Origin of the sequence: Methylobacterium sp. J-026 (assembly GCF_022829585.1) — a bacterium.
GTDB lineage: Bacteria > Pseudomonadota > Alphaproteobacteria > Rhizobiales > Beijerinckiaceae > Methylobacterium.
In genome coordinates this window covers 81813-97867 of record NZ_JAKSYC010000100.1, presented here as the reverse complement: position 1 = coordinate 97867, position 16055 = coordinate 81813, and the positions used below count along the sequence as shown (strand labels likewise).

The window sequence follows — 16055 nt, the reverse complement described above, 5'->3', positions numbered from 1 at the left end:
GACGGAGCGGGCCTTCGGGGCGGACGAGACCGTGTTCCGTGCGGGCGATCCCGCCCACGAGATGTACTACATCGAGAGCGGCGTCTTCCGGGTCCCGGAGGTCGGGATCGCGGTGCGGGCGGGCGGGATCGTCGGCGAGCTGGGCCTGCTCGCGCCGGGCAACGCCCGCACGGCCTCGCTGATCTGCGCGGAGCCCGGCAAGGCCCTGTGCGTGACCTATTCCGACCTCAAGGCGCTGTACTACCAGAACCCGGACTTCGGCTTCTACTTCCTGAAGCTGACCACGGAGCGGCTGTTCCAGAGCGTCGAAGCCGCCAAGCGGCCGGTGGCGACCGCCGACGCCCTCTGAGAGAAGCGAACGCGTTGCCGGGACCCGGCCTCGTCAGAGCATGCTGGGCAGGATCCGGTCCGGCGGACGGTGGCCGTCCATGAAGGTCTTGATGTTGATGATGACCTTCTCGCCCATGTCGATGCGGCTCTCGTAGGTCGCCGAGCCCATATGGGGCAGCAGCACGACCTTGCCCTGCCGGGCGAGCTTGACGAGCCGCGGGCTGACCGCCGGCTCCTGCTCGAACACGTCGAGGCCGGCCGCCGAGATCTCGCCGCCCTCGATCAGCCGCGCCAGGGCGTTCTCGTCGATCACCTCGCCGCGGGCGGTGTTCACCACCACCGCCTCGGGCTTGAGCAACTTGAGGCGCCGGGCCGAGAGCAGGTGGTAGGTCGCGGGCGTGTGCGGGCAGTTCACCGACACGATGTCGACCCGGGCGAGCATCTGGTCGAGGGATTCCCAGTAGGTGGCGTCCAGCGCGCCCTCGATGGCGGCCGGCACCCGGCGGCGGTTGTGGTAATGGACCTGGAGGCCGAAGGCCCGGGCGCGCTTGGCGAGCGCCTGCCCGATCCGGCCCATGCCGACGATCCCGAGGCGCTTGCCGGTGATGCGCCGGCCGAGCATCCAGGTCGGCGACCAGCCGGTGGTCCACTCGTCGTCGGGGATGATCCGCGCGCCCTCTGTGACCCGGCGGGCGACGGCGAGGATCAGCGCCATCGTCATGTCGGCGGTGTCCTCGGTCAGCACGCCCGGGGTGTTGGTGACCGTGATGCCGCGCTCCAGCGCCGCCGCCACGTCGATGTGATCGACGCCGTTGCCGAAATTGGCGATGAGCCGCAGGTTCGGGCCGGCCTGGGCGATCAGCCCGGCATCGACCTCGTCGGTGACGGTGGGGACCAGGACGTCGGCCTCGCGCAGGGCCGCCGCCATCGCGTCCGCCGCCATGGGCGCGTCGTCGGAACTGAGGCGGACGTCGAACAGCTCGCGCATCCGCGTCTCGACGGCATCCGGCAGGCGCCGCGTCACGACCACCAGCGGCTTGCGCTTCGACACGTTTCTCTCCCCGTCAGCTCTGCGGCCGTATCGGCGGCTCCCGGCCGGACCGCTTCACGCAAGCGTCCGTTAACCGAATTCGGCCAGACAGGACCGGTCACGCGGCGCCGATCCCGGAGCCTGGTCCGACCCATTCGCCTCTCTATCAGAGGTGGGCCGGAACACAATCTGATGCCGACGAAGCCGGCTTGCCGAAAGGCCTCGCCTGCGACAAGCCCGACAGCCACCATCCGCCGTCCGGACAGGGAGACGACCATGCGCGTGTCACGCCTCAGCCTCGCCGTCGCGGCGCTGCTGGCGGGGGGCTTCGCCACAGGCGCCCTGGCGGCGCCCGCCGCGCCCCCGGAGGCCGGGATCGGGCCGGTCACCAAGCTGCCGCTGCCGCGCTATGCCAGCCTGAAGACCGATCGCGTCAATCTGCGCGAGGGTCCGTCCAAGGATCACCGCACCCTGTGGGTGTTCCAGCGCGCCGGCCTGCCGGTGGAGATCGTGGGCGAGTTCGAGACCTGGCGCCGGATCCGCGACTCGGAGGGGACCGAGGGCTGGGTCCTGCACTCGCTGCTCTCGGGGCGGCGCACCGCCATCGTCAATGCCGGCCCCGACAAGGGTGTCGAGAAGGCCGCCATCTCGCTTCGGGCCAAGGCGGAGGACGGCGCCGAGGACGAGGCCCGGCTTCAGACCGGGGTGATCGGCAGCGTGAAGAGCTGCACCGGCGCGTGGTGCCGCCTGATCGTCGCCCTGCCGAACAAGCGGGACGTGGACGGCTACATCCGGCAGAACCGCCTCTGGGGGGTCTACCCGAACGAGGTCGTGGAGTAGGAGGTCCCGCAACGGCGCGGGGCCCGGACGATGCCGGGCCCCTGCGACGATCCTGCGATCCCGATCCTGCCGTGCCGGCTCAGCTCTGGCGGCGCCCGGCGGGTCGGCTGCGCCGCAGGCGGACGATCACCTCGACCCCGGCGATCTCCATGCCCTCGGGGGCTTCGGGGAGCGAATCGACGGTGATGCCGCAATCGGGCATGTCGATCACCTGACCCTCATCCTCGAGGTAGAAGTGATGGTGCTCGCTGGGGTTCGTGTCGAAATAGGCCTTCGACCCGTCGAGGGCGAGCTGGCGCAGCAGCCCGGCCTCGGTGAACTGGTGCAGGGTGTTGTAGACGGTGGCCAGCGAGACCGGCACCTTGGCGCGCATCGCTTCGTCGTAGAGCATCTCGGCCGTCAGGTGACGGTCGCCGCGGCCGAACAGCAGCCAGCCCAGGGACAGGCGCTGCCGGGTCGGCCGCAGGCCCGCCCGGCGCAGACGATCGCGCAGGTCGGAGAGCGGGCAGCCGCGGCGCGGCGTGCCGTTGGCCTCCAGCTGGGGGGCAGGCACCCGCCCGTTGAAGATGGCCTGGAATGGCACCGGTTCGGACATCGCTGGACTGAACGCTCGACGAGGGGCCTGAGGAAGATTCTGACCAGTATATGGAACTGGCCATGCGGTCGCAACCCGAGCGTCACCGCGCCGACGGGGCCGCTCGCGGCTTTGAAGGTGCATCGCCGCGTGCTACCCCGCGCGCCACACAGCGGGGCGGAGGCCTTCGCCCGCGAGCGTGCCGCACCCGCGGCACATTCCGAGGAAACAACCCACGCAATGCCGCCAGACGCCGAAACCTCTGCCCCGAACGCGAGCCGCCGGACGCACTTCTCCTACGAGGACCTGCTGGCCTGCGGCCGCGGCGAACTCTTCGGAGCCGGGAACGCGCAACTGCCGCTGCCGCCGATGCTGATGTTCGACCGCATCACGTCGATCGGCGCCGAGGGCGGCGCCCACGGCAAGGGGCACGTGACCGCGGAACTCGACATCCGGCCCGACCTCTGGTTCTTCCCCTGTCACTTCCAGGGCGATCCCGTGATGCCCGGCTGCCTCGGGCTCGACGCCCTCTGGCAGATGCTCGGCTTCCATCTCGGCTGGCTCGGCGCCCCCGGGCGCGGGCGGGCCCTGGGCGTGGGCGAGGTCAAGCTCGCCGGTCAGGTCCTCCCGTCGATGAAGCGGGTGGTCTACAATGTCGACGTGAAGCGCGTCCGCCAGGGCAAGCTGGTGCTCGGCATCGGCGACGGCTGGCTTGAGGCCGACGGCGAGCGCGTCTACCAGGTCCAGGACATGCGCGTCGGCCTGTTCCAGAGCTGAACGGGCCGGTTCGGGGGCGCCGGACGCAACGTCGGATGCCCTCGGCGGTTGAGATTGTGTCCGCGTCATCTTAGCTGACCGGGACGCGGTGCGGACGTGCGACGCCGCGACGGAGGTATCGTCACCATCATGCGCCGTGTCGTCATCACCGGGATGGGCATCGTCTCGTCCATCGGCAACAACACGCAGGAGGTGCTGGCCTCCCTGCGTGAAGCCCGCTCGGGCATCGCGCGCGACGCCAGCTACGCCGAGCACGGCTTCCGCAGCCAAGTCTCCGGCGCGCCGACCCTCGACCCCGAGGGTGTGGTCGACCGGCGGGCCATGCGCTTCCACGGCGGCGGTACCGCCTGGAACCATGTCGCCATGGATCAGGCGATCGCCGATGCGGGCCTGGAGGCGGGGGACGTCTCCAACGAGCGCACCGGCATCATCATGGGCTCGGGCGGTCCCTCGACCCGGGTGATCGTGGAATCTGCGGCCATCGCCCGGGAGAAGGGCCCGAAGCGCATCGGCCCGTTCGCGGTGCCCAAGGCGATGTCGTCGACCGCCTCGGCGACGCTGGCCACGTGGTTCAAGATCCGCGGCGTGAACTACTCGATCTCGTCGGCCTGCGCGACGTCGAACCATTGCATCGGCAACGCCGCCGAGATCATCCAGGGCGGCCGGCAGGACATCATCTTCGCCGGCGGCTGCGAGGATCTCGACTGGACCCTGTCGGTGCTGTTCGACGCCATGGGCGCCATGTCGTCGAAGTTCAACGACACCCCGTCCCGGGCCTCCCGGGCCTACGACGCCAACCGCGACGGTTTCGTCATCGCGGGCGGCGCCGGCGTCCTGGTCCTCGAGGAGCTGGAGCACGCCAGGGCGCGCGGCGCCCGGATCTACGGGGAGATCGCGGGCTACGGCGCGACCTCGGACGGGCACGACATGGTCGCGCCGTCCGGCGAGGGCGCGGTGCGCTGCATGCGCCAGGCGCTGGAAGGCCTGAAGGGCGCGCGGATCGACTACATCAACCCGCACGCCACCTCGACGCCGGTGGGCGACGACAAGGAGATCGAGGCGATCCGCGCGGTGTTCGGCCGGGGCGAAGCCTGCCCGCCGATCGCCGCCACGAAGTCCCTGACCGGCCATTCGCTCGGCGCCACCGGCGTGCAGGAGGCGATCTACAGCCTGCTGATGATGCAGAACGGCTTCATCTGCGAGAGCGCCCATATCGACACGCTCGATCCGGCCTTCGCCGACATGCCGATCCTGCGGCAGCGCCGGGACAACGCCCAACTCGGCCACGTCCTGACCAATTCCTTCGGTTTCGGCGGGACCAATGCCACCCTGGTCCTGAAGCACGTCGACGCCTGAACAAGTCGACGCCTGAACCCGACGGCCGGAACCGTTGTCGGAAGGACGGCGTTTACCGGTTGTTGAGATCTGGTGGTGGCGATGGGGACTTTCATCCTCGGAACGTTGGGCGGGTTGGTGCTCGCAGGCTTTGCGGCGATCTACGCCAAGCAGGCCCTGATCGAGGAAGCCCGCTCCCATACGAACGGCTACTTCTGAGCTGAGCCGCCAGATCGTGAACGCCCCGCCCCTCGGCGGGGCTTTTTTTATCCGCCACCGACCGACGGCCGTTTGGAACGGGGAGCGAGGCGCGCTAAGGCACCCTGCCGCGGTTCGGTCGAGCGTTGCGCGGCCCGTCCCCACCTTCCGGGTGCGGTGCGCTCGTTCGGGAAACAGGTCGGCATGACGGGTTTGATGGCGGGCAGGCGCGGCCTCATCATGGGCGTCGCCAACGATCACTCGATTGCCTGGGGCATTGCCAAGGCTCTCCACGGTCAGGGTGCGCGGCTCGCCTTCACGTATCAGGGCGAGGCGCTGGGCCGGCGCGTCACGCCGCTGGCCGCGCAGCTCGATTCGGACATCGTCCTGCCCTGCGACGTGGAGGATCTGGCCTCGGTGGATGCCGCCTTCGCGGCGCTCGACGCGCGCTTCGACGGCGGCCTCGATTTCGTCGTCCACGCGATCGGCTTCTCCGACAAGGCGCAGCTCAAGGGCCGCTACATCGACGTGACGACCCGCGAGAACTTCGCGCGCACCATGACGATCTCGTGCTTCTCCTTCACCGAGATCGCCCAGCGCGCGGCCAAACGGATGAAGGCCGGCGGCTCGCTCCTGACGCTCACCTACGGCGGCTCGACGCGGGTCATGCCCAACTACAACGTGATGGGGGTCGCCAAGGCGGCGCTGGAAGCGTCGGTGCGTTATCTCGCCGGCGATCTCGGGCCGGACGGGATCCGGGTGAACGCCCTCTCGGCCGGGCCGATGCGCACGCTGGCCGGCGCCGGGATCGCCGATGCCCGGCTGATGTTCAACCACCAGCGCGCCCACGCCCCGTTGCGGCGCACGGTGACCCTGGAGGATGTCGGCGGCTCGGCCCTCTATCTGCTGTCGCCGCTCTCGGGCGGGGTCACCGGCGAGGTCCATTTCGTCGATGCCGGCTACAACATCATCTCGATGCCGCGCCCGGACGTGCTCCAGGCGCAGGACGAGGCGGGCGTCGTCGGCGCCGCCTGAACCGCGTCACTCCTCCGGGACGCGCCCCGGGGGCAGCGGGCCGGCCTCCCGGCCGCCGTGCTCGCCGCGGCCGGCCCGCCGCTGGCGCTCGGACCGGATGTCCTCGGCCGTGGGCGGCGCGGAGGGGTAATTCGACGCGAAGGGGTTGGGCGGCGCGCCCCGCCCGGACCCGCCGAAGAGCCTGTCGAAGAATCCGTCCTCGGCGCGGGCCGGCTGCGCGGACACGAGGAGAACGAGGGCGAGGATCGGTCGAAGCTGCATCGGATGAATCGTCTGGCGCCGGGATCGGTCCCCGCTACGGGCACTTTCCGGCGGATCGGAGGCCGAAGGCGCGGCCGTTCTGGAACCGCTTCGCCTCCGGGGGGTTCGCGCTCAACCAAGACGGGCGCGTGCAGGAGGTGAGATGTCTGAGGTTACCTATCGCATCGTCGAGCATGACGGCGGCTTCGCCTACAAGGTCGGCGACGTCTTCTCCGAGACGTTCCCGAGCCGCGATGAAGCGCTGCAGGCCGCTCAGGCCGCGGCCGCCGAGCAACAGGTGCCGGGGTCCACGGAGGGCATCCGCTACCAGGACCAAGCCGGGGGCTGGCACGACGAGACCGCCCAAGGGAACGATCGGCCCCGCGCCAAGGTCGTGGAGTAGCGAGACGGTCGCGGCCCGCGGGATCGGGCGCATCGACGGGGCCGACGTGGCGCGGGCAGGCATCGGAAAAGGGGCGGCGGGCGCCAAGCAGCGGTTGGCGGGAACGGCCCTGCCCAAGGGTGCGCGGCGCACGACGCCGACACCCGAAACCCTGGCCGCGCTCGCTCCCGAACGCCTGATCGGGCTGATCCTCGGCGAGACCGGGCGCAATCCGGCCTTCAAGAAACTGGTGAGCGCGGCTCTGGCCGCGCTTCAGGGTCCGGAGGCCGTGGCGGGGATCGTGGACCGGCGGCTGGCCGCCCTCGAATCGGCGGAGGGCTTGATCGACTGGCAGAGGCGGCGCGCCTTCGTGGCGGACCTGAACGCCACGGTCACGGTGATCCTCGACGAGTTGCGCCCCCTGGATCCCGCCGCCGCCCTCGACCGGCTCCGGCGTTTCCTCGACGCGGCCGATGGCGTCCTGAACCGCGTGGACGACGGCAACGGCACCGTCCAGGGCGTGTTCGAGCGGGCCTCCGAGGCCTTCGTGGCCATCGCGCGTGCGTTGCCGCCCGAGGCGGCCGCGCAGGTCGCCACGCGGTTGCTGTCGTCCGTCACCGCGGATCCGTTCGGCCCCCTGGGCACGGTCCTCGGCGCGTTGATCCCGACGCTCGCCGCCGACGCCCTCGCCGAGATCGATGGCCGATTGTCCGAGGCCGCGGCGGCACAACCCGGGACCAGCCATCCCCGCAACGCGCCGGCTCCCTACCGCGCGGCCGTCCGTGGCCAGATCCTGCGCCTGCGCCAGGCCATCGCCGATCGCCGGGGCGACCCGGACGCCTTCGTCGCACTGGAGGAAGCGATCGCGCCGGGCGGCGAGAACCGTGCCGAGATCGCCCGTCGCCTCCTCGGCGCCGGGCGCCCGGGGGAGGCTCTGGACTGGATCCGGCGGCCGCAGGATCCGGAACGCCGCCTCGCCACCCGGGCCGACCTGATCGCCGGCTTCGACCTGCGGGCGGTGGAGCGCGAGCGGCTGATGGTGGAGATCGCGGTCCTCGACGCCCTCGGGCGGGGGGACGACGCGCAGGCCCTGCGCTGGGCGCAGTTCGTGCGGGAGCTGGACGCCCCGCTGCTGCGCGCCCATCTGGCCAAGCTTCCGGATTTCGAGGACGAGGACGCGCTCCTGCGCGCGCTCGACCACGCCGCGGCCTTCCCGGACCCCCATCGGGCGCTCGCCTTCCTGGTGGGCTGGCCGGACCTGCGGCGCGCCGCCCGGCTGGTGACGGACCGGCCGGCTGTCTGGCGGGGCCAGGACTACGCGGTGCTGGCACCGGCCGCCGAAGCCATGGCCCAGGACCATCCGCTCGCCGCCACGATCCTCTACCGCCGGCTGATCGACGCCATCCTCGCCGACAACCGGAACGCCGCCTATCCGCACGCAGCCCGCTACCTCGCGGAACTCGGCGGCCTGGCCCCACGGATCGAGGCGGGCGCCCTCGACCCCGACCCGGAGGCCTACCGTGCGGAGCTGCGGCGGGTGTATGGGCGCAGGCACGCCTTCTGGGGATTGGTGCGGGATTAGGACCGCTCCCGCGCGCGGCGGGCCATGGGTCTCGACCGCGATGAACCCGCGCTCCCGTCTTGGCTACGATGGTCGGACATCGTTTTGGGAGGGGCGATGGCGGACACAGGCCCGCGTCTTCCGCCCCCCGCGAGGGCGGGCGCGTGGCCGCTCTGAAGTGCCCTTCCGTCGACCGGACGATGGCCTCCGTCAATCCGTCACCAGGATGGCATCGACCCGGTCCGGGTAGAACGCCACGTGCTCCCGGATCGCCGCGACCGCGGGGTAGGGCGCCTCGTAGCTCCACACCGCGTCGGGCCGGTTCGTGCCGTCGACCGCGAGGTCGAAGTAGCGCGCATCCCCCTTGTACGGGCAATGGCTCGTGCGCGCGGAGGCCGCGAAATGCTCCTGCCGGATGTCGTCCCGGGGCACGTAGAACACCGGCTCGTATCGGCCCTCCGCCAGGCGCAGGGCGCGGCGCGTGTCGGCGACCGCGATGCCGGCCACGAGGACGCGCACGCGGCGCGTCTCCGGCGTGATGGTGATGGGGTGGTCGGGCCCTGGCAGCTTCATGACGAACGTCCTTCCTCCGGCTTCAACTCGATCGTCCCGAGGGCGTCGGCGAGGCGCGCCTTGGCGCTGCCGGGCCGCAGCGGCTTCTGCTGGCTCTCGTGCGGCGCCCAGCCGGACAGCCACAGCACCTCGAAGGTCGCCCGCACCCGGCCGTCGGGATCCGAGAAGCGCGCGGCATAGATCTCAGCCATGCGCAGCAGGGTCGCCCGGCGCAAAGGCGTCCGCCGACGCTCCGTGAGCACGTTGGTCATGCCCATGGCCCGGAGGTCGCGCATCAGGCCGAACGGGTCGGCGTAGCGCACGGTGAGCGTGTCGGTGTCGGCCACCGGGAGGGCGAAGCCCGCCCGTTGCAGCAGGGCGCCAGCCTCGCGGACGGCCGCGAAGGGCGCGACCCGCGGGCTGACCCCGCCCTCGACCTCGCTCTCGGCCTGCCCGAAGCTCTGGCGCAGCTCGGTGAGGGTGGCGCCCCCGAGCAGGCAGCCGACAAACAGGCCGTCCGGCCGGAGGGTCCGGCGGAGCTGGATCAGCGTGCCCGGCAGGTCGTTGACCGCGTGCAGCGTCAGCAGCGAGACCGCGAGATCGACGCTCCCGGCCGCCAACGGCAGCACCTCCGGATCGCCGACGATCCGGCCGGCGCCGGGCTCGGGCCACGGGGCGAGCCGGACATGCAGCGCCTCCGGGTACCGTGCCGCCAGGACCGGTACGGCCGCCGGCATGGGCGTGGCGAGGTCGAGCACGGTGGAGAAGCCGCGCAGCACCGCGCCGAGGCGATCGTCGAGATCCTCGACGAGGCGGTCGAGCAGGAATCCGGCGTAGCCGGTCCTGGCGGCGCGGGCGAGGCGGTGCCGGGCGAGGGCGGTGTCGAGCAGGGCGGAAGGGGCGTCCATCGATGCTCAGATGGCGTGCGCGAGCCCCGGCCGCCAGCACCGGCACGGCCGCGTTCCGACGGGTCCACACGGACCCGTGAGCGGATGTAGGATGGTGGAACGACTCGGCAGCGTCGCTGTTCCTGCTGGATGCGGCCCCAGGGCTGAGACGATTGAGGAGTTTCCACCATGACGCGCATGCTGGTCGGGGCCGCCATGGCCCTCGCAGCCCTCACCGCGGCCGGCACCGCCGAAGCGAAGGGCTGCATCAAGGGCGCCATCGTCGGCGGTATCGCGGGTCACTATGCGGGCCATCACGGCCTCCTCGGTGCCGCGGCCGGCTGCGCCATCGGCCGCCACCGGGCCAATGCCCGCGCCCGCCAGCTGGACCAGCAGCCGATGGCCCCCGACGCGCGTCCGGTCTCGGCTCGCTAAGGCCGAGACTGCCGGTTCGGCACCGCCGTGACGGCGCTCCAGGCCGTCGCTTCGGCCCTGCGCGGCCTGCCGCGCGGGGCGCTCGCGCTGATCTACCCGCCGACCTGCGTGGCCTGCGGCGCCGCCACGGCCGATCCCGGCGCCCTCTGCCCCGCCTGCTGGTCGGGCCTGCGCCTGATCGAGGAGCCGGTCTGCCAGCGGTACGGGACGCCGTTCGCGGTGGATCTCGGCGTCGGGCCGCTGCTGTCCCCCCGGGCCATCGCCGATCCGCCGGTCTTCGAACGGGGTCGCGCCGTCGCCCTCTATGACGCCGTCGCCCGTCGTCTCGTCCACCGCCTGAAAGACGAGGATCGCCTCGACCTCGCGGGCGTGATGGCGCGGATGATGGCCGCGAGCGGCCGGACGCTGATCGCCGAGGCGGAGTGCCTCGTGCCGGTCCCGCTGCACCGGGGACGCCTGTGGCGCCGCCGCTTCAACCAGGCGGCGCTCCTGGGTCGGGCGATCACCGCGGGGACGACGCTCACCTTCGCGCCGACCGCTCTGGCCCGCGTTCGCGCGACGCGCCCGCAGGTCGGGCTGAGCCGCGCCGCTCGGGCCGAGAACCTCAGCGGCGCGTTCCGGGTGCCGCCCTCAGAGGCGCATCGGATCCGCGGGCGCCGGGTCCTCCTCGTCGACGACGTCACCACCACGGGGGCCACGGGCAACGCCGCCGCCCGGGCGCTCCTGCGCGGCGGGGCCGCCGCCGTCGATCTGCTGACCTTCGCCCTGATCGACGGCGCGGCCGGGTGAGCGGCGGCCTCAGGCCGAGGCGCGGTCCCGGTCCGGAAAACTCACCGCCAGGCTGAAGTCGAACGCCTCCGCGATGCCCTCGTACCAGAGCGAGACCGGCGTCGGCCGTTCGAGCTGGAGGGCGCCGTCGATCTCGCCGCCCGCGCGCTGGAGCGCCGCCCCGTGCTTGGCGGCCAGCCGCAGCATCGGCCCGTTCCCGGACAGGCAGCGCACGTGCAGGTCGGTCACGCCGCGGTGACGCGCGGCGCGGGCGATCCGCGCGAACAGATCGGCGCCGATGCCCCGGCGGCGGAAGGCCGGCTCCACCGCGAAGGCCGCCTCCGCCTGGGGGCCCAGCACGAGACGCGATCGGGTCAGCCCCATCGGCCGGAGCTCGCCGAGCCCGCGCAGGACGCCGTCCACGAAGGCGCCGTACATCGCGCCCTCGGCGCGGATCGCCTGCGCGGCATAGGCCCGCACGCCGGCTTCGCCGACACTGCCCATGAAGCGGCTCGCCCGGGTCTCGGGATCGAGGCGCAGGAAATAGGCGAGGACCGCGTTGCGGTCGGCGGGCCACAGGCGCCGGATGCTGTGGACCGACACGTCGCTCGCTCGAACGGCCATGATGGGTCTCCGGTCTTCGCGCGTTGCCGCGCAGGTTGATCCGGACGTCCCTCCCTAGAACACGGCCCTGATCTCGCACCTCGCCCGGCGTTGTGCAATGCAGCAGAATACCCGGGCGCCGCGTCCGCGTGGCTGCCATGCGCCGGCCGGATGCGCCATCCGATCCGCCGGCCCTCCGCACGGGCTTGATTCAGGCCGGTCTTCCCCGGCACAGGGGAAGGCCCGGCGCGGCGGCGGGGCGGGAGGTGCCGGTCGGGCGCCGCGGCGAGGGGCGAGGAACCGGCGGCGTGAACGACAGACCCGGCATGCAACATTCTCCGTCGCCGGAGGCGCGGGCCGGCGCCGTCTCGCCCGGACCTGTCCATGACCGCTACGAGGCCCTCGTCGCCACCGGCACGATCGAGCGGGACCCGGCTCAAGCGCGGCTGGTCCGCGCCCTCGACCGGCTGAGCCAGGATCTGCAGCGCCGCAGGCGCGCGAGCAAGACCAGCGCGCTGGGCTGGCTGTTCCGGCGCCGGGACGAGCCCGAGACGCCGAGGGGGCTCTACATCTGGGGCTCGGTCGGACGCGGCAAGACGATGCTGATGGACCTGTTCCACGAGGCCGCGCCGGAGCCGAAGCGGCGGGTCCACTTCCACGGCTTCCTGGCGGACGCCCACGCGCGCATCTACGCCTATCGCCAGGCGCTGAAGGCCGGCACCGTGAAGGGCGACGACCCGATCGGACCCGTGGCCGACCAGCTCGCCGACGAGGCGACGCTGCTGTGCTTCGACGAATTCACCGTGACCGACATCGCCGACGCCATGATCCTCGGCCGCCTGTTCGGCCACCTGTTCCGGCGCGGCGTCACCGTGGTGGCGACCTCGAACGTCGAGCCGGACCGGCTCTACGAGGGGGGGCTCAACCGGGCGCTGTTCCTGCCGTTCATCGAGACGCTGAAGGAGCGGGTGGAGGTGATGCGCCTCGACGCGCGCACCGATTTCCGCCTGGAGAAGCTCGGCGGCGCGGCCGTGTACCATGTCCCGGCGGACGCGGCCGCCCGCGCCGCCCTCGACGCCGCCTTCAAGGGGCTGACCGGACAGGCGAAGGGCCGGCCGGCGGCCCTGACGGTCCAGGGGCGGCAGGTCGCGATTCCCGAGGCGGCGGGCGGGGTCGCGCGGTTCGCCTTCGACGATCTCTGCCGGAAACCCCTCGGCGCCTCCGACTACATGGCGCTGGCCCGCGCCTATCACACGGTGATCCTCGACGGCATCCCCGTGATGCAGGAGGCCGAGCGCAACGAGGCCAAGCGCTTCATCACGCTGATCGACACGCTCTACGACCGGCACGTGAAGCTGGTGGCGTCTGCCGCCGCCGACGCGCAGGATCTCTACGCTGCCGGGACCGGCCGGGAGGCCTTCGAGTTCGACCGGACCGTCTCCCGCCTGATCGAGATGCGCTCCCGGGACTATCTCGCCCTGCCGCACGGCCGATCCGATTCGGAGGCGTCGGGTGCCAGCACCGGGCTGGTCGAGACATGAGCGCCCGTACCGGCGTCGGTTCGATCTTCCGCCTGCGCCGGCGGAACTGGCGCGGCGCGGGGCCCCTGGGTCCGCTCCTGAGCTCGCCCACCGCCTTCATCCTGCTCGTCGTCGCCCTGGCGGCCGGCACGGCGAATTACCTCGCCGGCGAGGCCGACAGGGCCGCGACCGCGCGGGCCAGCGCCATCATCGGCGAGGTCGAGCGCCTGATCTCCGAGGTGAAGGATCTCGAGACCGGGGAACGGGGCTTCGTGCTGGTCGGCAGCGAGGCGTATCTCACGCCCTACACGCTCGCCCTGCCGAAGATCGAATCGGAACTGGCGAGCCTCGGCTCGGTGGCGCAGGAGCCGGTCCGCCCCGGCGGAAGGGCGCTCGCCGGTCTGGTCGCGCAGAAGCGGGACTTCGCCACCCGGGTGATCGCGGCGCGCCGTGACCAGGGCTTCGACGCGGCGACCGACCTCGTCCGGACGGGCGAGGGCAAGCGCCTCATGGACGCGATCCGCATCGAGGCCGCCGCGCGCCAGGAGGTCGCCGCCGAAAACCTCGCCGCCCTCCAGGTCCGCGCGCACCGGCGCGGGCTGGTCCTGTTCCTGCTCTCCGGCGCCGCGGCGCTGGGCGCCATCGTGCTGCTGGCGCGGCTCGCCCTGGTCCGGCGGCAGGAATCCCTGCGCATGTCGCGCCTCCTCGACGGGGTCCTGGCGAACGCGCCGGTCGGCCTCGGTTTCCTCGACCGCAACCTGCAGATCCGCCACATGAACCGGGCGCTTGCCACCATGAGCGAGCGGGGCTTCGGGGCCGATCTCGGCGCCCCGATCTGGGCGATGCTGCCGACTCTGCGCGAGGAGTTGGCGCCCAAGCTCGCCGCGGCGCTCGGCGAGGGCCTCGTCTCGCCCGACGTCCCGGTCGCAGTGCCGGCGCCCTCGGCGCCGGGGGGCCTGCGCCAGTTCTCGATGAGCTTCTACCCGCTCCGCGGCGCGGACGCCGTCACGGGCGAGGCGGGACAGGATGTCGAGGGCGTCGGCCTCGTGGTGGTGGACGACACCATCCGCCACCTGGCGGAGGCCCGGCTGCGCCGGAGCGAGGAACGGTTCCGCTCGCTGATCGAGGCCAGCGCGGCGATCGTCTGGACGGCCAATCCGGAGGGGAGCCTGCAGCGCCGGCAGGTCGCCTGGAGCCGCTTCACCGGGCAGGACGAGATCGCCTATGCCGGCCTGGGCTTCCTCGACGTCGTCCACCCCGAGGATCGCGCGCGCACCCAAGCCGCCTGGGCGCGGGCGGTGGCGACGCGGCAATCCTACAGCACCGAGCACCGCATCCGCGACGCGTCCGGGGCCTACCGGCACATGAGCGTGCGCGCCGTCCCGATCCTCGAACCGGACGGGACCCTGCGCGAATGGGTCGGCACCCACACCGACATCACGGAGCGCAAGCAGGCCGAGGCGGCGATCGAGGCCGCCCGCGCGGCCGCCGAGGCGGCCAACACCGCCAAGAGCCAGTTCCTGGCCAACATGAGCCACGAATTGCGCACGCCGCTCTCGGCGGTGATCGGCTATTCCGAGATGGTCCAGGAGGAGCTGGAGGATCTGGGCGAGGCCGGGCTCATCGGGGACATGAAGAAGATCGAGTCCAATGCCCGGCACCTACTCGGCCTGATTAACGACGTGCTCGACATCTCGAAAATCGAGGCCGACCGGATCGAGATCTTCGCGGAGGATTTCGCCGTAGCCGCGGTGGTGCGCGAGGTCGCCGACAGCGTCGAGGGGCTGATCGGCAAGAAGGGCAACGCCCTGGTGCTCGACCTGGCGGAGGATCTGGGCAGCGCCCATACCGACGTCACGAAGGTGCGCCAGTGCCTGATCAACCTCTTGAGCAACGCCGCGAAGTTCACCGAGAACGGCCGGATCACCCTGGCGGTCGCCCGCGCCGGGGACATGCTGCGCTTCGCCGTCTCTGACACCGGCATCGGCATGAATGCCGAGCAGGTGGGCAAGCTGTTCGAGCGCTTCGCCCAGGCGGACGCCTCGACGACCCGCCGCTTCGGCGGAACCGGCCTCGGCCTCGCGATCACCCGGGCCTTCGCCGGGATGCTCGGGGGCGCGATTACCGTGGAGAGCCGCCAGGGGGAGGGCACCACCTTCACGCTGACGCTGCCGCTGCGGTTCCAGGAACCCGGGACGCCGGACCCGGACGAAGCCGGCGCCGTGGTCGGCGACCGCAACACCATCCTGGTGGTCGACGACGATGCCGCCACCCGCGATCTGCTGGCCCGCTTCCTGGAGCGGGAGGGCTTCTCGGTGGCGGTCGCCGAGGACGGGCGGCGGGGGCTCGAACTCGCCCGGAGCCTGCGCCCGCGGGCGGTTCTCCTCGACGTGACCATGCCGCAGATGGATGGCTGGGCGGTGCTGCGGACCCTGCGGGCCGAGCCGGAGATCGGGGCGACCCCGATCGTGATGGTGACGGTGCTGGACGAGCAGAACCTCGCCTTCTCGCTGGGCGCGACGGACTACCTGCAGAAGCCGATCGACTGGGGCAGCCTGCGCCAGATCGTCGAACGGTTCCGGCCCGCGGGCGGCGCGGGACCGATCCTGGTGGTGGAGGACGAGCCGGATGTGCGCGAGCATCTCTGCACGTATCTCCGGCGCGAGGGTTTCCCCGTGCGCGAGGCCGAGAACGGCGTCCGCGCGCTGGACGCGATGGCGCAGGAGCGGCCCGCCCTGATCCTCCTCGACCTGATGATGCCGGAGATGGACGGCTTCACCTTCCTGCGCACCCTCCGGGAGCGGGCGGAGTGGCGCGACGTGCCGGTGGTGGTGCTCACCGCCAAGGACATCACCGCGGAGGACCGGCGGCGCCTCGCTGGACAGGCCGACCGGGTGCTCGCCAAGGGCAAGACCGGGCTCGCGGAGCTCGCCCGCGAACTCCGCGCCCTGATGCCGGCGCAGGCCGACGCCGCCTGACCGGCAGACG

Annotated in this window: 17 protein-coding genes; 11 read left to right on the top strand and 6 right to left on the bottom strand. The window is 72.1% G+C overall.

Going from position 1 to position 16055, the window contains the following annotated elements; genetic code table 11:
* The coding region (locus MKK69_RS10105; RefSeq protein WP_243967644.1) for a Crp/Fnr family transcriptional regulator at positions 1 to 349 on the top strand (349 nt) is incomplete at its 5' end.
* Positions 350 to 382: 33 nt separating this feature from the next.
* Here MKK69_RS10105 and MKK69_RS10100 read toward each other — a convergent pair.
* Positions 383 to 1381, bottom strand: a complete 999-nt coding sequence (locus MKK69_RS10100) for a 2-hydroxyacid dehydrogenase (RefSeq protein WP_243967643.1) — start codon at positions 1379 to 1381, stop codon at positions 383 to 385.
* Positions 1382 to 1636: 255 nt separating this feature from the next.
* On the opposite strand from MKK69_RS10100, the gene MKK69_RS10095 reads away from it, so the two are divergent.
* Complete coding sequence (locus tag MKK69_RS10095; RefSeq protein ID WP_243967642.1) at positions 1637 to 2200, top strand: SH3 domain-containing protein; 564 nt, start codon at positions 1637 to 1639, stop codon at positions 2198 to 2200.
* 79 nt (positions 2201 to 2279) lie between these two features.
* Here MKK69_RS10095 and irr read toward each other — a convergent pair whose 3' ends face one another.
* Complete coding sequence (gene irr, locus MKK69_RS10090) at positions 2280 to 2795, bottom strand: Fur family transcriptional regulator Irr (RefSeq protein ID WP_243967641.1); 516 nt, start codon at positions 2793 to 2795, stop codon at positions 2280 to 2282.
* 219 nt (positions 2796 to 3014) lie between these two features.
* Between irr and fabA the strand changes: the two genes are divergently transcribed.
* The 3 genes from fabA to fabI all read left to right on the top strand — a co-directional run bounded on the left by fabA (position 3015) and on the right by fabI (position 6119).
* Positions 3015 to 3551, top strand: coding sequence for a 3-hydroxyacyl-[acyl-carrier-protein] dehydratase FabA (fabA, locus tag MKK69_RS10085; protein ID WP_243967639.1), 537 nt, complete (start codon positions 3015 to 3017; stop codon positions 3549 to 3551).
* A gap of 129 nt (positions 3552 to 3680) precedes the next feature.
* Positions 3681 to 4907: a beta-ketoacyl-ACP synthase I gene (gene fabB, locus MKK69_RS10080; protein ID WP_243967638.1), complete on the top strand. Its 1227-nt coding sequence runs from the start codon at positions 3681 to 3683 to the stop codon at positions 4905 to 4907.
* Between the two features lie 381 nt (positions 4908 to 5288).
* On the top strand, positions 5289 to 6119 hold the full coding sequence (fabI, locus tag MKK69_RS10075; RefSeq protein ID WP_243967637.1) for an enoyl-ACP reductase FabI: 831 nt from the start codon (positions 5289 to 5291) through the stop codon (positions 6117 to 6119).
* 6 nt (positions 6120 to 6125) lie between these two features.
* On the opposite strand, the gene MKK69_RS10070 is transcribed toward fabI, so the two are convergent.
* A complete protein-coding gene (locus MKK69_RS10070) occupies positions 6126 to 6380 on the bottom strand; it encodes a hypothetical protein (RefSeq protein ID WP_243967636.1) in 255 nt (84 codons plus the stop codon).
* Positions 6381 to 6522: 142 nt separating this feature from the next.
* On the opposite strand from MKK69_RS10070, the gene MKK69_RS10065 reads away from it, so the two are divergent.
* Both MKK69_RS10065 and MKK69_RS10060 read left to right on the top strand, forming a co-directional pair.
* Positions 6523 to 6762, top strand: a complete 240-nt coding sequence (locus MKK69_RS10065) for a hypothetical protein (protein ID WP_243967635.1) — start codon at positions 6523 to 6525, stop codon at positions 6760 to 6762.
* Between the two features lie 94 nt (positions 6763 to 6856).
* Positions 6857 to 8323: a DUF6880 family protein gene (locus tag MKK69_RS10060; protein WP_243967634.1), complete on the top strand. Its 1467-nt coding sequence runs from the start codon at positions 6857 to 6859 to the stop codon at positions 8321 to 8323.
* Positions 8324 to 8512: 189 nt separating this feature from the next.
* Here the strand turns inward: MKK69_RS10060 and MKK69_RS10055 are convergent, their stop codons facing one another.
* Both MKK69_RS10055 and MKK69_RS10050 read right to left on the bottom strand, forming a co-directional pair.
* A complete protein-coding gene (locus MKK69_RS10055) occupies positions 8513 to 8875 on the bottom strand; it encodes a DUF427 domain-containing protein (protein WP_243967633.1) in 363 nt (120 codons plus the stop codon).
* Positions 8872 to 9762, bottom strand: a complete 891-nt coding sequence (locus MKK69_RS10050) for a methyltransferase domain-containing protein (protein WP_243967632.1) — start codon at positions 9760 to 9762, stop codon at positions 8872 to 8874. The genes MKK69_RS10055 and MKK69_RS10050 overlap by 4 nt, the downstream gene beginning before the upstream one ends.
* 168 nt (positions 9763 to 9930) lie before the next feature.
* On the opposite strand from MKK69_RS10050, the gene MKK69_RS10045 reads away from it, so the two are divergent.
* Both MKK69_RS10045 and MKK69_RS10040 read left to right on the top strand, forming a co-directional pair.
* Positions 9931 to 10176 carry a hypothetical protein gene (locus MKK69_RS10045; RefSeq protein WP_243967631.1) on the top strand — a complete coding sequence of 82 codons (246 nt, stop codon included), beginning with the start codon at positions 9931 to 9933 and terminating at the stop codon, positions 10174 to 10176.
* Positions 10177 to 10203: 27 nt separating this feature from the next.
* The gene (locus MKK69_RS10040) at positions 10204 to 10965 is read left to right on the top strand and encodes a ComF family protein (protein WP_243967630.1); all 762 of its coding nucleotides are present in this window, start codon (positions 10204 to 10206) and stop codon (positions 10963 to 10965) included.
* A 9-nt stretch (positions 10966 to 10974) separates the two neighbouring features.
* Here the strand turns inward: MKK69_RS10040 and MKK69_RS10035 are convergent, their stop codons facing one another.
* Positions 10975 to 11568, bottom strand: coding sequence for a GNAT family N-acetyltransferase (locus MKK69_RS10035; protein WP_243967628.1), 594 nt, complete (start codon positions 11566 to 11568; stop codon positions 10975 to 10977).
* Between the two features lie 305 nt (positions 11569 to 11873).
* On the opposite strand from MKK69_RS10035, the gene zapE reads away from it, so the two are divergent.
* Together zapE and MKK69_RS10025 are read left to right on the top strand one after the other, a co-directional pair.
* Complete coding sequence (gene zapE, locus MKK69_RS10030; RefSeq protein WP_243967626.1) at positions 11874 to 13088, top strand: cell division protein ZapE; 1215 nt, start codon at positions 11874 to 11876, stop codon at positions 13086 to 13088.
* Positions 13085 to 16045 (top strand): response regulator, encoded by a 2961-nt coding sequence (locus MKK69_RS10025; protein ID WP_243967624.1) that lies wholly within the window; start codon positions 13085 to 13087, stop codon positions 16043 to 16045. Before zapE ends, MKK69_RS10025 begins: the two co-directional genes overlap by 4 nt.
* The last annotated feature ends 10 nt before the right edge of the window (positions 16046 to 16055 follow it).